Source organism: Streptomyces sp. URMC 126, from assembly GCF_051386555.1.
Lineage (GTDB): Bacteria > Actinomycetota > Actinomycetes > Streptomycetales > Streptomycetaceae > Streptomyces.
Genome location: NZ_JBPQTX010000189.1, coordinates 1 through 13,772 on the forward strand (window position 1 = coordinate 1; position 13,772 = coordinate 13,772).

Below are 13,772 nucleotides of genomic sequence, written 5' to 3' on the forward strand. Positions count from 1 at the left end.
CCCGCGACCCCCGCCGCCCCGCACTCCTCCGCCAGCCGCAGCCCCTCGCGCAGCGGCTCCGCCGCCTCCTCCTCGGCCCGCGCCGCGCAGGGCCGTGCCCAGGTCGACCAGGGCACAGGCGTACTCGTACCGGCACGGCGACTGGGCCAGATGGCGAACCGCCTGCTCCAGGCGGGACAGGGCCTCCTCCGGCCCGACGAGGGGAGCGGAGCGGCGCAGCGCCTCGCCGACGGCCGTGTCGGTGCCGAACCGCATGGCGTACTTCAGGGAGCGGTCGGCGAGCTCCCGGGCCCGCTCGGGCTGCTCCTCCGCGACGGCCGTGGCCAGGTCGAGCGACCAGGGGGCCCAGAGGACGTTGTGCCTGCCGCGCTCCTCAAGCCGCCGGCCCGCCGTCTCCAGCTCGATGACGGCCTCCGAGGAGCGGCCCAGGGCGAGTAGCAGCCTGCCGAGGACGCAGGCCGCGTCGGGCATGACCATGGCGGGCGGGTAGGGCGGGCCGAAGGAGTACTTCTCGGCCACGGCCTGGGCCTCCGCCACGTCGCCCTTGGCGAGCAGGGTGTCGATCAGCAGGCAGCTGCCGTCCCACTGGATGGGGACGCCGGGGCCCAGCCGGTCGGCGAGCCGCAGCCCGTCGCGGAGGAAGCTCTCGGCCCGCCGCAGGTCGCCGCGGCGGCGGTGGACCAGGCCCAGGAACTCGTGGGCGAAGGCGAGGTGGCCGCCGCGCCAGCCGGAGATCTCGAATTCCCGGACGGCCTCGGTGAACAGTTCCTCGGCCTTGTCGAGCCGGTCGCAGAAGGCGTAGGTGATGCCGATGATGCTGGGGAGTTCGAAGCCCCACTCGGTGTTGGTCCAGCCCATGCCGTCGGCGAGCCGCCCGTCGACCAGGGCGCGGTCGGCGAGCTCGACGACCTGGAGCACGTCCTCGCCCTGGATCATGGCGTCGAAGGCCCGCAGGGCGAGCAGGGCCCGTTCGGCGTTGTCCCGGCCGCTGAGCCGGTCGGTGAGGCCGGCGATCTCCCGGGACCTGGTGTGGGCGTCCTCTTCCTCCAGCTGGATGCCCTTCCAGAGGTAGTGGGCGGCCTGGAGGCGCATCCGGCCCGGGCCGTCGGGCGTCCGGCCGGCGTGCTCGGCCACCACCTCGGCGGCCTCGGCGAGCTGGCTGTTGTGGGCGTAGGCCTGGGAGAGCCGGTACGTGGCGTCGACGCGCAGGTCCTTGGGCAGCCCGGACAGGGCGAGTGCCGAGCGGAGGTGGTTGATGGTGGTGGGCGGCGAGGTCAGCAGGGCGGAGCAGCCCAGTTCGTAGAGGACCTCGGCGCGCTCCTCCTCCGGGGGCGGCTCGGCCAGCGCGCGCTCCAGACAGCGCTGGGCCGCCTCGGGGGCGCCGACGGCCAGGTGTTCCCGGGCGGCGTCGCGCAGTTGCCGGACGAGGTCGGGGTCGCCGTCTGGGTGGACTTCCAGCAGATGCCGGGAGGCGGCGGCCGGGCCGTGGCCCGCGTTGGTGACCGCCCAGGCGGCGAGGCCGTGCATCGCGGTGCGGGCGGCGGGCGGGATGGCCCGGTAGACGGCGGTGGCGATCAGCGGGTGGACGAACTCCAGCTCGGAGGCGCCGGTGAGGATGCGGGCCTCGCGCAGCCGGTCGGCGCAGACGGCGCCCTCGGCGGGGCTCATGCCGGCCAGCATGGCCGCCACCCGCACCGAGATCTCCGTGCCGAGCACCGAGGCGCCCCAGGCGAACCGGGTGGTCGCGTTGCCCAGCCGCTCCAGCCGGGCGACCAGGCCGCTGCCGCGGGCCGCGGCGCCGAGCTCGCGCAGCAGGGCGGCGGACTCCTCCATCGGCCGCAGGCTGCGGTCCCGCGCCTTGGCGACGAGTTCGACGGCCTCGTAGGGGTTGCCGCCGGTGACGGCCCAGACCTCGCGGCAGAACGGGTCGTCGGCCTCCCGGCCCATGGACGTGCGCACCAGCTCGGCCACCGCGCCGGGGGTGAGCGGGTGCAGGGTGACCGGGCGGTTGCCGCGGCCGTTGACCAGGTCCGCGAACGCCGGTGAGTGTTTGGGGAGTTCGTCCGGCCGGTAGGCGACGGCCAGCAGGACCGGCAGTTCCGTCAGCCGGACGGCGAAGGACGTCAGCCAGGCGAGGGACGCCGCGTCGGCCCAGTGCGCGTCGTCGACGACGAGGACGAGCCGTTCCTTGGTGTACGCGAACTGCGTGACGAGCCAGTCGAGTCCGTCGCGGACCCCCTGCGGGTCGGCCTGCGGGCCGACCGGTGGCGCGATGCCGAGGGCGGGGCCCGCGATGTCGTACCACTCGCCCAGGATCTCCCGCCGCTGCCGCTCCTCCATCGGCGCGAGGGCGGGCTGGAGCAACTGCCTTACGACGTGGAAGGGGACGGACTGCGCCTGCTCGCCGCCTCGGGCGGCCAGGACCGTGCAGCCGCCCCGCTCGGCGGCCAGCCGCCGCATCTCGCCGAGCAGGGCCGTCTTGCCCACGCCCGCCTCGCCGCTGAAGAGGAGGAGTCCGCCGGACGCCCGGCCGCTCCCGTCGGCCCCGCCGCAGAGGGCCTCCACGGCCCGCTCCGCGGCGGCCACCTCCTGTTCGCGCTCGAACAGGGCGGTGTACGGGCGCCGTTCGTGCTCTTGCCGCGTCATGACGTGTCTCCCGTATGAGTGTGGTGGAGCGAGCCTAGCCGGACGCCCTGATGCCGGGGGGAGGGTTCGCCGGACACATCCCCCGCGGGCATGATCCGCCGTTCGTCCGAACGCATTTTCAGGCCACCCAAAAATGTTTTCGAGAATCCGCCCCCGGGGCCATTGTGATGCCTTTCGAATTCCCCCGTCAGCCCTTTCCGCGAATATGACAACTTCGCGCCGCAAGACCGCGCGACAGGCTACGCTCCATTCCCGCAGCGGTCGTGGCGACTACGGCACGCTGCCGCCGACCGCCGCGCCGACGCGACCGGAGAACCCCGGGGAACCCGGGGGGATCCCAGGGAATCCGGGAACCTCGACCCCTGTCCGCATCCGTTCGCGTCCGTTCCTGTCCGTCCGCGATCCCGTGCCGGGCACCGGCGGCGACGCCTCCCCCGTGGTCCCACGTCGCCCCCCGACTCATTACCCGATCCCCCGAGGAACTCGATGGTTGGTACTGGATCGTCACCTCAAGTCAGGCGGCCCGCCTCGTCCCTCATATGGCTGGTCCCCCCTGTGGTGCTGGCGGTCTGCACCGCCACCGCCGCCCTGCTCGCCCCCCTCGAAGTCCGCACCCCGACGGCCTGGTGCGGAACCGCCGCGACCGTCGCGGTCGCCCTCACCTCCTCGGAGGCCGCCCGCCGCGGCCGGGTGATCAACTCCCTGCGCCGCCGCTGCGCCGAGCAGGAGGCCGCCCTCCGCCACCAGCTGGCCCAGCAGGACGCGGCCACCGTCCGGCTGGCGAACGAACTGCTGCCCCGCGCCGTGGAGATGCTGCAGAGCGGCGCCTTCGCCGACGAGGTCGTCCGCGCGGTCGCGCCGTCCCCCTCGGACCACTCCCCGTACGCCGCCGAGCACCGCAAGGTGATCCGGGTCGTGGTGGAGGCGGTCCAGGCCGAGGAGGGCCTGCGCGACTCGGCCCACCGGGCGTTCGTCAACATCGCGCGCCGCGTACAGGCGATCGTCCACCAACAGGCCACCGACCTCCGCGAGATGGAGGACCGGCACGGCAACACCCCCGAGGTCTTCAGCGACCTGCTCCACCTCGACCACGGCACCGCGCTGATCGGCCGGCTCGCGGACAGCATCGCCGTCCTCGGCGGCTCCCGCCCCGGCCGCCAGTGGAAGAACCCCATCCCGCTGTACAACGTGCTGCGCGGCGCGATGTCCCGGATCATGGACTACCGCCGGGTCGACCTGCACTCGGTCGCCGACGTCGCCATCACGGGACCGGGCGTCGAGCCCGTCATCCACGCCGCCGCCGAACTGCTCGACAACGCGACCCGGTACTCCCCGCCCGAGACGCGGGTGCACCTGACGGCCGTCGAGGTCCAGTCCGGCGTCGCCATCGAGATCGAGGACGCCGGCGTCGGCCTCACCGACGAACACCGCCGCCGCACCGACCGGGTGCTGGAGATGGCCGACCGCGGCTTCGACCTCGACGACCTCGGGGAGACCCCGCGGCTGGGCCTGGCCGTCGTCAGCCGGCTGGCGAAGAACTACGGCTTCCGGGTGTCGTTGCGGCCCTCGGCGTACGGCGGTGTACGCGCCGTGCTGATCGTCCCCGCCGAACTGGTCACCGCCAGCGCCACCCCGGGCGGCGAGATCGCCCGCGCCGCCACGCTGCCGCCGCCCAAGGTCCGCAAGAAGCCCGGCCGTCCGCTGCCCGACCCGCCGCCGCCGCTGGAGACCCCGGCCGTGGGCTCGCACACGGCCAACGGCCTCCCGCAGCGCCGCCGGCGCGCGCTGGGCATGGCCGCCCGCGCGGCGGCCGTCGCCCCGGCCGCGGCCGAGCAGCCCGCGCCGCGTCCGGAGCCGGAGTCCGAGCCCACCCAGCCGGGCCTGTGGCTGGCCGCCTTCACCAGCGCCCTCAAGGGCGACGCTCCGGAGGGTGACCGGGGCCCGACAAGTGATGACCCGTCAGACAAGGAAGAGTAGCCAAGTGACGCAGCAGCGGTTCAACATGGACTGGATGCTCAAGGATCTGGCATCCAGCGTGCCCCAGATCCGGCACGTGATCGTGCTGTCCTCGGACGGCCTGCGCATGGCTCAGCACGGCACGGACACCGACGCCGCGGACCGGCTGGCCGCCGCGTGCGCGGGACTGCAGAGCCTGTCCACCGCGGTGGCCGCCGAATTCCCGCACGGCGACGGGCAGATGCGCCTGGTGGTCATCGAGGTGGACGGCGGTTTCTTCTACCTCATGGCCGCCGGGGCCGGCGCGTTCCTGGCGGTGCTCGCCGACGACGACGTCGACGCCGGGCTGATGGGGCACCGGATGCGCGACCTGGTGGCCCGGATCGGCGAGCACCTCACCAGTCCCCCGCGTGTCACCGGGCCGGTGGCATGAGCAAACCCGAAAGGGCATGGGATCCCGGCAACCCGGACCGGCTGTACATCGTCACCAAGGGCTGCGGCGAATCGAAGCAGAGCTCCACCGGGCTGGACCTGGTGACCCTGATCGTCGCCCGCACGGAGACCGACCCCGGCCTCCAGCCCGAGCACGAGACGATCGTGCGCATGTGCGACTACCCGCTGTCCGTCGCCGAGATATCCGCTTACCTCACGCTGCCCGTCAGCACGGTGACCGTCCTGCTCAACGACCTGCTCAGCCGCGGTCATGTGGAGGCCAGACCTCCGGTCCCCGTCGCTGCCCTTCCCGACGTAGGCCTCCTGGAGGCGGTGATGCATGGACTACAAAACCTCTGACCCCCACGCAGGTCCCAGGAGGGAGGACATCCTCCCGGCCACCGCCGCGGCGGCGGTGAAGGTCGTGATCGTGGGCGGCTTCGGGGTCGGCAAGACCACCCTCGTCGGCTCGGTGAGCGAGATCAGACCGCTCACCACCGAGGAGACGATGACCCAGGCCGGCGTCGGCGTGGACGACATCGCGGGGATCGAGCAGAAGATCGAGACCACCGTGGCCATGGACTTCGGCCGCATCAGCATCAACGAGCAACTGGTGCTGTACCTGTTCGGCACCCCCGGGCAGGAGCGCTTCTGGTTCCTCTGGGACGGCCTCTTCGAGGGCGCCCTCGGCGCGGTGGTCCTGCTCGACACCCGCCGCCTGGAGGTGAGTTACGAGGTCGTGGGCATCCTGGAGGAGCGCGGCGTGCCCTTCGTGGTCGCCGTGAACACCTTCCCGGGCGCCCCCGTCCACCCGGTCCCCGAACTGCGGGCGGCGATGGACCTCCCCGAGTCCGTACCGATCTTCGCGTGCGACGCCCGGGACCGCGCCTCCTGCCGCGACGCGCTGATGACCCTGATGCGGTACCTGTACAGCCTCGCTCACACCACCCCGGAGCCACAGTGACCCCTCCCGACGAGCACTCCCGCGCCGACACCGCGCAGGCGGGCCCCCCGCCGCAGTGCCCGGCCCACGCCTACGGGGACGGCGGCGTGACGCGCCTGTACGGGCCGGCCGCCGAGGACGACCCGATGGGCCTGTACGAGCAGCTGCGCGAGCGGCACGGGGCGGTGGCCCCCGTGCTGCTCAGCGGGGACGTCCCGGCCTGGCTGGTCCTCGGCTACCGGGAGAACCTCGACGTGACCCGGACGCCGTCGCGGTTCTCCCGCGACTCGCGGGTCTGGCGGGCGATGCGCGAGGGCCGGATCGGCCCCGAGCACCCGCTGGCGCCCATCGCCACCTGGCAGCCCATCTGCTCGATGGCCGACGGGCAGGCGCACGAGCGCTGGCGCGGCGCCATCAACGACTCCATCGCCCGGTTCGACCGGCGGGGCGTCCGGCGGCACATCACCCGGTTCGCCAACGAGCTCGTCGACGAGTTCTGCGCGACGGGCGGCGCCGACCTGGTGCACGCGTTCGCCGAGCCGCTGCCCATGATGGTGATGACGCAGCTCCTCGGCATGCACGAGGAGTACAGCCCGGAACTGGTGCAGTCCGCCCGGGACATGATCAAGGGCACCGACACGGCGGTCCGCAGCAACGCGTTCGTCCAGGCGGCGCTGCGCCGCACGGTGGAGCGCAAGCACCGGGAGCCGGGGCCGGACTTCACCAGCTGGCTGCTGGAGCACGAGTCCAAGCTGTCGGACGAGGAGGTGCAGCAGCACCTGCGGCTGGTGCTGATCGCCGCCTTCGAGACCACGGCCAACCTGATCGCGAACACCCTGCGGATGGTGCTCACCGACCCCCGGTGCCGGGCCAACCTGGCCGGCGGCCATATGACGCTGCCGGACGCGGTCGAGCAGACGCTGTGGGACGAGCCGCCGTTCATCACCATCCTCGGCCGCTGGGCGACCCAGGACACCGAGCTGGCCGGGCACCGGATCCGGGCCGGGGACGCCCTGGTGCTGGGGCTGGCCGCGGCCAATGTGGACACGGCGATCCGCCCGGACCCCACCACACCGGTGCACGGCAACCGCTCGCACCTGGCGTTCAGCGGGGGCGCCCACGAGTGCCCCGGTCAGGACATCGGCCGGGCCATCGCGGACACCGGGATCGACGCGCTGATGACGCGGCTGCCGGACGTCCGGCTCGCGGTGGCCGAGACGGACCTGAGCTGGCAGTCGTCGCTGATGTCCCGTCATCTCACGGCGCTGCCGGTGCATTTCACGGCGACGGCGCCGCAGCCGGCGGCCCCTCCCGCGCCGGAGGGCGGATCCCCGGAGCGGGAGGGGGCCGGCGGTGTCGGCGGTTCCGACGGTTCCGGCGGTCAGACCTCGGCCGCCGAGCGTTCGCCGCGCGTTCCCGCCCCGCCCGCCGACGGGTCCTCCTCCGGGGCGCGCGGCGCGTGGTGGAGGTCGCTGGTCCGGTGGTTCCGGGGCGAGTGACGCGGCGGGCGGGACAGGGCGTCGAGCTCGTCCCACCACCAGGCGGCGGCGGGGATCGGCAGCGGGCCGGTCTCCGGGTCGCTGGGTGTGTCCCGCCAGGTGATGCCGTAGGTGGCCCCCGGCACCGGAAGCTCGTACCGGTTCCGGGGGCTGGCGTAGCGGGGTGCCGCGTTCATCCACCGGATGCAGCCGGCGATGTAGTGGCCCAGGGCCTCCAGATAGCGGCGGAGGTCGGGCCCGGCGTCCCGGGCGATCCGGTCGCGCAGCCGGAGGAACAGGGTCATGGCCCGGTCCCTTATGGCGAGGGCCTCCGTGAGCGCCCGGTCGGCGGAGGTGCCGTTGTGGTGGACCAGGACGTTGACGATGTTCTGGTCGGTGGTCTCGTGGTCGTCCTCCTTGGCGTACGAGAACAGGTCGTTGTCGCAGCTGACGACGAACCCGGCGGCCTCGGTGAGCGCCTGGACGGGTGGCGAGGCCAGCTCGGCGGCGGGCACCTCGAAGCCGTTGGCGATCTCGCTCCAGGCGAGCGAGAAGCGGGTGCCGTTGATCGAGGGGCGCAGCGCCACGTAGTCGGAGAGCGTGGGCATCACGCGGCGTTCGATGTTGCTGACCTGCCAGGAGGCGCCGAACAGCCAGTCCCGCATGCCTTCCGCCACCCGGCGGAGCTGGACCGGGGTGGCCACGGCGCGGGTCCTGGCGGCGAGGTCCTCCAGGGCGGCGTCGAACGGGGAGTCGCCGAGCATGGCGGAGCCGGGCGCTTCCAGGCAGCGGGAGATCCGGGCGTTGAGGTCGACGATGTGCGCGGTGTTGACGTCGGCGGCGCCGGTGTCGTGCCAGATGTCGTCGAGGGCGAACGCCCAGTGGTTCCACTCGATGAAGAGGAGCAGGGGTTCGTCGCGGCCGTGGGGGATCATGCGGCAGCTGAAGTCGGTGCTGTGGGTGGCGATGCTCCAGGCCCGGTCGGTGGCGTCGCGGAAGATGCCGGTGGCGTCCAGCCAGGCGACGGCCCGTTTTTCGAGCACGTCACGGCGTGGGTGGACCGCGTCGGGGATCGGGCAGTAGAAGGGGGGCAGCCGCCAGCCGATGGCACTGGCGCGCGGTGGGGGTCCGAAGGGGACGACCATGCTCAGTTGCCCTCCATCCGGAAGAGCAGCAGGCGGGTCTCGACGGCGTGGTCGCGCCAGGCGCGGAAGAGCTTGCCGTGGGTGAGGGCGGATTCGTGGAGCCGTTCCACGGTGATGGGGGACGGTTCGTCCTCCGCCCGTTGCACCCGGTCGAGTTCGGCGGTGGTCCAGGCCATGGACTGGACCCAGAACTCGGCGACCCGGTCGGTGATGTCCTCGTCCTGCTCCAGCTCGAAGCCGGCCGCGCGGGCGGCGGAGATGTACTCGGCGAGGGTGCCGAGGCGGGTCTTGTAGTAGCCGTCGATGAAGGTGGTCCACTCGGGCCGGCAGAGGAAGTGCTCCTGGATGCCGAACCAGCCGCCGGGGCGGAGGGCCTTGGCGACGACGGTGAAGAGGCGTTCGCGGTCCATGTAGCCGGAGCTCTCGATGGCGACGGCCGCGTCGTAGCTGGATTCCTCGCAGAGGTCGTGGATGTCGCCGAGGACCGGGGTGACCAGGTCCTCGACGCCGGCCTCGCGGACGAGGTCGGCCATCACCGGGACGTGCTTGGCGGTGACGGTGATCGCGGTGACGGAACTGCCGTACTCCTGGGCCCAGTAGATGGAGCCGCCGCCGATGCCGCAGCCGATGTCGAAGAGCTGGTGCGGCGGGTTCTCGGGGACGCCCCACAGGCGGGCGGCGTGGTCGAGGACCGTCTCCTGCGAGGCGCGCAGCCGGTTGCGCAGGACGCGTTGCGAGACGGTGGTGTTGGGGTGGACGCCGGGCTCGAACATGCCCACGTGAAAGTGGATCCGGGGGCCGGGGCCGTACTTGTGGAGGATCTCGGCGGTCTTCCTGGAGTAGTACGACGGCACCTGGGCCTCATCACACGCCGCATCCGTGGCTGCGGTCACCTCGGCGACAAGGTTGTCCATGGGATCCCTCCGGGACGTCAACGATCGGTGGACGGATGGAAGGGGAGTCAGGCTGCGGGTGGCCCCCGCCCCCGGCGGCGACTGGATTGCCGTTCGATCACATGCGCGAGTCACGCCGCCCCCCAGCAACAAGCGACCAGCATTCCTGTCCAGTTTTGCCCGGTACCTGCCCAGGGCGCCTCGGCGATAACCCGTGATACGTACCGGCGTACGCCTTTCTGACGCCGCGGGCCAGGATCACTTCGTTTCGTTTTGGACCGTATAACACTGTTTCCCTGATGCGTTGCGATGAGAAAGGCTGAAACTTGCACGCTGTTGTCGGGGTTTTGGCCTCGCCAGGGACCGATATCCGGACGCCCGGCAGATGGCCGGATCCCGTTCGTGCGTATGGTGTGCAGGCGACCGTAGGGGGCGCTCCCACTTGTGAACATGCGCCCTTTCACGGCGTCCCCCTGTTTCCGGGGCGACGCGGTGCGTCGCAACCGCCCCACGGCTCGGTCCGCCGCGCGCCAAGCACACTGGGACTCCGGCCGGGATCCCGGCCTCGACGAGGGAGAACGTGATGAGGGTGAGGTTCCCGGCGCGGACGTCCGGGCCGTCCGCCGCGTACGGGCCGTCGGCCGTGCGGAAGCCGTCCGCCCCGGGCGGGCGGTGGCGCGCGCCCGCCGTGGTCGCCGCGGGCGCGCTGCCGGCCCTCGCCTTCCCCGCGCCGTCGCTGTGGTGGCTGGCCCATGTGGCCCTCGTTCCCTGGCTGCTGCTGGTCCGCTCGGCCGGCTCGCCGCGCCGGGCCGCGCGGGAGGCGTGGCTGGGCGGCGCCGGCTTCCTGCTGGCCGTCCACCATTGGCTGTTGCCCAGTCTCCATGTCTTCATCCTGTTGCTGGTGGCGCTTCTGGGGCTGCTGTGGGTGCCCTGGGGGCTGCTCGTCCACCGGCTGCTGGGCGGGCGCCCGGGGCCCGGCCGGGTGGCGGCGGCCCTGGTACTGGTGCCCGCGGGCTGGCTGCTGGCCGAACTCGTCCGGTCCTGGGAGTACCTGGGCGGCCCCTGGGGGCTGTTGGGCGCCAGCCAGTGGCAGGTCCCGCCGGCGCTGCGGCTGGCGTCGGTGGGGGGTGTCTGGCTCGTCGGACTGCTGGTGGTGGCCGTCAACACCGCGCTCGCCGCGGTGCTCGCGCTGCCCCGCGCCCGGCTCGCGGGCCTGGCCGGGCTGACCGGCTGCGCCGCGGTCACGGCCGGGGTCTGGTGGTGGGCGCCGCAGCCCCGGCCGGCCGGGACCGCGCGGATCGCGGTCGTCCAGCCCGGGGTGATCGTCGGGCCCGGCCCCCGTCTGGACCGCGAGGAGGCGCTGACCCGGACGCTCGCCGGCCGTGACGTGGACCTGGTGGTGTGGGGCGAGAGCAGCGTCGGCACCGACCTCGGCGCCGATCCGGCGCTGCGCGCCCGGCTCGCGGCGCTCTCCCGCACGGTCGGCGCCGACCTGCTGGTCAACGTGGACGCACGCCGCTCGGACCGGCCCGGGATCTTCAAGAGCTCCGTGCTCGTCGGCCCGGACGGCCCCACGGGCGACCGCTACGACAAGATGCGGCTGGTGCCCTTCGGCGAGTACGTGCCCGCCCGGTCACTGCTCGGCTGGGCCACGTCGGTGGGCAAGGCGGCGACCGAGGACCGGCGGCGCGGGGACCGGCAGGTGGTGACGCGGCTGCCGTCCGGGCGCGGCGCGGGGCTGCGGATCGGTCCGCTGGTCTGCTTCGAGTCGGCGTTCCCCGACATGAGCCGGCACCTGGCCGCATCCGGCGCCCAGGTGCTCGTCGCCCAGTCCTCGACCTCGTCCTTCCAGCACGGCTGGGCGCCGGCGCAGCACGCCTCGCTGGCCGCACTGCGGGCCGCCGAGACCTGGCGTCCGATGGTCCACGCCACGCTGACCGGGGTGAGCGCGGTGTACGACGCGCGCGGCCGGGCGGTCGGCGGCCGGCTGGGCACCGACGCGTCGGCCGCGGCCGTGTACGACGTGCCGCTCGCGAGCGGCGTCAGCCCCTACGCGCGGGCCGGGGACTGGGCGGTGTACGCGGCGCTGGGCGCGCTCGCCCTCTGGTGCGGCGCCGAGGGGGTGCGGGCCCGCGTCAGGCGCTCCGCTTCTCCACGGCGTTGACGATCCGCTCGCACAGCTCGTGGGTGCGCAGGGCGTCCTCGGCGTCGAGCGTCCTGCCCTCCCGCACCGCGTCGAGGAACGCCGTGACGCACTGCTCGATGCCGCGCTGCCGGGCGACGGGCGTCCAGTCGCCGCGTCGGCGCGCCGTCCGCGCGCCGTGGTGGTCGACGACCTCGGCGAGGTCGCGGACCTCTCGCTTCCGGTCCTGTCCGGAGACCTCCAGGATCTCCTCGGTGGAGCCGCCGCGGCGGTTCATCACGCCGAGCGCGGTGAACCCGTCGCCCGCGAGCCGGAGGACGAGGTGCTCCAGGAGGCCGTCGACGACCCTGGCCCGTACGTCCACGTCCTCCACCGCGCCGGGCGCCAGGAACCGGAGGGTGTCGGCGACGTGGATGAAGTCGTCGTAGATCAGGGAACGGGCCTCCTCGGCCAGGTCCACCCGGTTCTTCTGCATCACGATGAGGTCGCGGGGGTGGTCGAGGCAGGCCGCGTAGTCGGGCGCGTAGCGGCGGTTGAAGCCGACGGCGAGCGGGACGCCGCGGTCGCGGGCCAGGGCCACCAGCCGTTCACAGTCGGCGAGTTCGCGGGCGAGCGGCTTGTCGACGAAGACCGGCACGCCCGCCTCCAGCAGCCGGCCGACGATCTCGGGGTGGACGGCGGTGGGGGCGTGCACGAGCGCGGCGTCGAGGCCCGCGGCGAGGAGGCCGTCCAGGTCGGTGTGGCGCCGCTCCCCCGGTATCCGGTGGGCGTCGCCGACCTCGGCCAGCGTGGCGGGAGTTCTGGTCTGCAGGTGCAGCTCCAGTCCGGGCAGCGCGCCCAGCACCGGCAGGTACGCCTTCCGCGCGATGTCACCGAGTCCGATACAGCCGACCTTCACAGGCCCTCCTTGATGCGTGGGTCCGTGCAGCATACGGGGAGGGGTTCCGGCGGCCCGGCCGTGCCCGGAACCACCGGCTCCGCCGGACGGCCGTGTGCCGGCCCCGCTTCCCCGGGCAGGATGACCTCCATGACCGCATCCGAGCGGCGGAAGCCGCCTCATGTCGCCGACGAGGAGACGTCCCTGGAGGCCTTCGTCGACTTCCAGCGGGCGACGCTGGAGCGCAAGTGCGCGGGCCTGGACGAGGAGGGGCTGCGCACCGCCTCCGTGCCGCCGTCCCCGCTGACGCTGCTGGGGCTCGTCCGGCACCTGACCGAGGTCGAACGCCTCTGGTACCGCCGGGTGTTCGCGGGCGAGGACGTCCCGCCGCGCTACCACGACGGCGCGCCCTCCGACCGGGGCTTCGCCTTCTCGGCGGAGGACACCTGGGAGGAGGCGCTCACCGCCTGGCGGGAGGAGGTGGCCGCTGCCCGCGCGGCGGTCCGCGGCCGTTCCCCGGACGAACCGAGCGCGGGCCGGCACCACAGGACCGGGGAGCCGGTCGGCCTGCGGTGGATCCACCTGCACATGATCGAGGAGTACGCGCGGCACAACGGCCACGCGGACCTCATCCGGGAGCGCGTCGACGGAGCGACCGGCTCGTGACGTCCGGCGGGGGCGCGCGGGACCACCGACGGCTCCGCGTCACCCCTGAGGGGAATCCCCAACCCCGCTCGGCCAGGGCATGGTTGGGCGGATGTCCAGGATCCCCGTGACCGCCGTCGTCGTGCTGGTGGCGCTGTCGGCCACCTCCGGCTGCGTCTCCCTGCCCGGCCACCACCCGTCCCGGCACGGCCCCGCCCGGGCCGAAGGGGACCTGCGGCAGGGGCGCGACCGCGAGTCGCTGGCCCGGACGGGGCCGGAGGCGGGAGGCGCGGAGGGTCCCGGGTCGCCGGGGCTGCCGGTGACCGCGGCACCGGGTCCGTCCACGCCGCCCGGCCTGCCGGGACTGCCGGGAGTGCCGGGATTGCCGGGGATGCCCGGACCGGGACTGCCGGGACCGCCCGGGCGCGTCCTCCCGGGCCCCACCCTGCCGGGACCGCCGTTCGCGCCCTCGCCGCTCGTACCGCTCGTCCCGCTCGTGCCGCCGGGCGGTACGGACGCGGCGCCCCGCCACGCCGGCCCGGGCACCCGCGGCCACGCGGAACCCCCGCGCTCCGGGGCCGGGCCGGGCACGGCCCCCGCCCCGGAGCGCCGGC

The 13,772-nt window shown here is 73.7% G+C and carries 11 protein-coding genes and 1 pseudogene; 8 read left to right on the plus strand and 4 right to left on the minus strand.

The window, feature by feature from the left end; all coding sequences use genetic code 11:
- Positions 1-2,646 (minus strand): ATP-binding protein (locus ACSNOK_RS21670; RefSeq protein ID WP_436782401.1); only part of this gene is annotated, 2,646 nt, incomplete at its 3' end.
- Positions 2,647-3,132: 486 nt separating this feature from the next.
- Here ACSNOK_RS21670 and ACSNOK_RS21675 point away from each other — a divergent pair.
- Genes ACSNOK_RS21675 through ACSNOK_RS21695 form a run of 5 tightly spaced genes read left to right on the plus strand, consistent with a single transcriptional unit; the run spans position 3,133 to position 7,476 of the window.
- Complete coding sequence (locus tag ACSNOK_RS21675) at positions 3,133-4,623, plus strand: sensor histidine kinase (RefSeq protein ID WP_436782402.1); 1,491 nt, start codon at positions 3,133-3,135, stop codon at positions 4,621-4,623.
- Positions 4,624-4,627: 4 nt separating this feature from the next.
- Positions 4,628-5,035 carry a roadblock/LC7 domain-containing protein gene (locus tag ACSNOK_RS21680; protein ID WP_004954301.1) on the plus strand — a complete coding sequence of 136 codons (408 nt, stop codon included), beginning with the start codon at positions 4,628-4,630 and terminating at the stop codon, positions 5,033-5,035.
- Positions 5,032-5,394 (plus strand): DUF742 domain-containing protein, encoded by a 363-nt coding sequence (locus tag ACSNOK_RS21685; RefSeq protein ID WP_223769043.1) that lies wholly within the window; start codon positions 5,032-5,034, stop codon positions 5,392-5,394. Before ACSNOK_RS21680 ends, ACSNOK_RS21685 begins: the two co-directional genes overlap by 4 nt.
- Entirely contained in the window at positions 5,375-5,998 is a 624-nt protein-coding gene (locus ACSNOK_RS21690) for a GTP-binding protein (RefSeq protein WP_436782403.1), read from the plus strand. The genes ACSNOK_RS21685 and ACSNOK_RS21690 overlap by 20 nt, the downstream gene beginning before the upstream one ends.
- The gene (locus tag ACSNOK_RS21695; RefSeq protein WP_436782404.1) at positions 5,995-7,476 is read left to right on the plus strand and encodes a cytochrome P450; all 1,482 of its coding nucleotides are present in this window, start codon (positions 5,995-5,997) and stop codon (positions 7,474-7,476) included. Before ACSNOK_RS21690 ends, ACSNOK_RS21695 begins: the two co-directional genes overlap by 4 nt.
- Here ACSNOK_RS21695 and ACSNOK_RS21700 read toward each other — a convergent pair.
- A complete protein-coding gene (locus ACSNOK_RS21700) occupies positions 7,359-8,600 on the minus strand; it encodes a terpene synthase family protein (protein WP_436782405.1) in 1,242 nt (413 codons plus the stop codon). The genes ACSNOK_RS21695 and ACSNOK_RS21700 overlap by 118 nt on opposite strands.
- Positions 8,601-8,602: 2 nt before the next feature.
- Positions 8,603-9,514, minus strand: coding sequence for an SAM-dependent methyltransferase (locus ACSNOK_RS21705; protein WP_436782406.1), 912 nt, complete (start codon positions 9,512-9,514; stop codon positions 8,603-8,605).
- 562 nt (positions 9,515-10,076) lie between these two features.
- Here ACSNOK_RS21705 and lnt point away from each other — a divergent pair.
- Positions 10,077-11,657, plus strand: a complete 1,581-nt coding sequence (gene lnt / locus ACSNOK_RS21710; RefSeq protein ID WP_436782407.1) for an apolipoprotein N-acyltransferase — start codon at positions 10,077-10,079, stop codon at positions 11,655-11,657.
- On the opposite strand, the gene ACSNOK_RS21715 is transcribed toward lnt, so the two are convergent.
- Entirely contained in the window at positions 11,629-12,534 is a 906-nt protein-coding gene (locus ACSNOK_RS21715) for a Gfo/Idh/MocA family protein (RefSeq protein ID WP_436782408.1), read from the minus strand. The genes lnt and ACSNOK_RS21715 overlap by 29 nt on opposite strands.
- Positions 12,535-12,663: 129 nt before the next feature.
- On the opposite strand from ACSNOK_RS21715, the gene ACSNOK_RS21720 reads away from it, so the two are divergent.
- The gene (locus ACSNOK_RS21720; protein WP_436782409.1) at positions 12,664-13,179 is read left to right on the plus strand and encodes a DinB family protein; all 516 of its coding nucleotides are present in this window, start codon (positions 12,664-12,666) and stop codon (positions 13,177-13,179) included.
- Between the two features lie 91 nt (positions 13,180-13,270).
- A pseudogene (locus ACSNOK_RS21725) lies at positions 13,271-13,772 on the plus strand (hypothetical protein); the annotation flags it as partial.

Bases quoted from the DNA above. Each gene is read 5' to 3' on its own strand.
- ACSNOK_RS21690 (WP_436782403.1), top strand. From the start codon at position 5,375: ATGGACTACAAAACCTCTGACCCCCACGCAGGTCCCAGGAGGGAGGAC.
- ACSNOK_RS21675 (WP_436782402.1), top strand. From the start codon at position 3,133: ATGGTTGGTACTGGATCGTCACCTCAAGTCAGGCGGCCCGCCTCGTCC.
- ACSNOK_RS21720 (WP_436782409.1), top strand. From the start codon at position 12,664: ATGACCGCATCCGAGCGGCGGAAGCCGCCTCATGTCGCCGACGAGGAG.
- ACSNOK_RS21700 (WP_436782405.1), bottom strand. From the start codon at position 8,600: ATGGTCGTCCCCTTCGGACCCCCACCGCGCGCCAGTGCCATCGGCTGG.
- ACSNOK_RS21705 (WP_436782406.1), bottom strand. From the start codon at position 9,514: ATGGACAACCTTGTCGCCGAGGTGACCGCAGCCACGGATGCGGCGTGT.
- lnt (WP_436782407.1), top strand. From the start codon at position 10,077: ATGAGGGTGAGGTTCCCGGCGCGGACGTCCGGGCCGTCCGCCGCGTAC.
- ACSNOK_RS21685 (WP_223769043.1), top strand. From the start codon at position 5,032: ATGAGCAAACCCGAAAGGGCATGGGATCCCGGCAACCCGGACCGGCTG.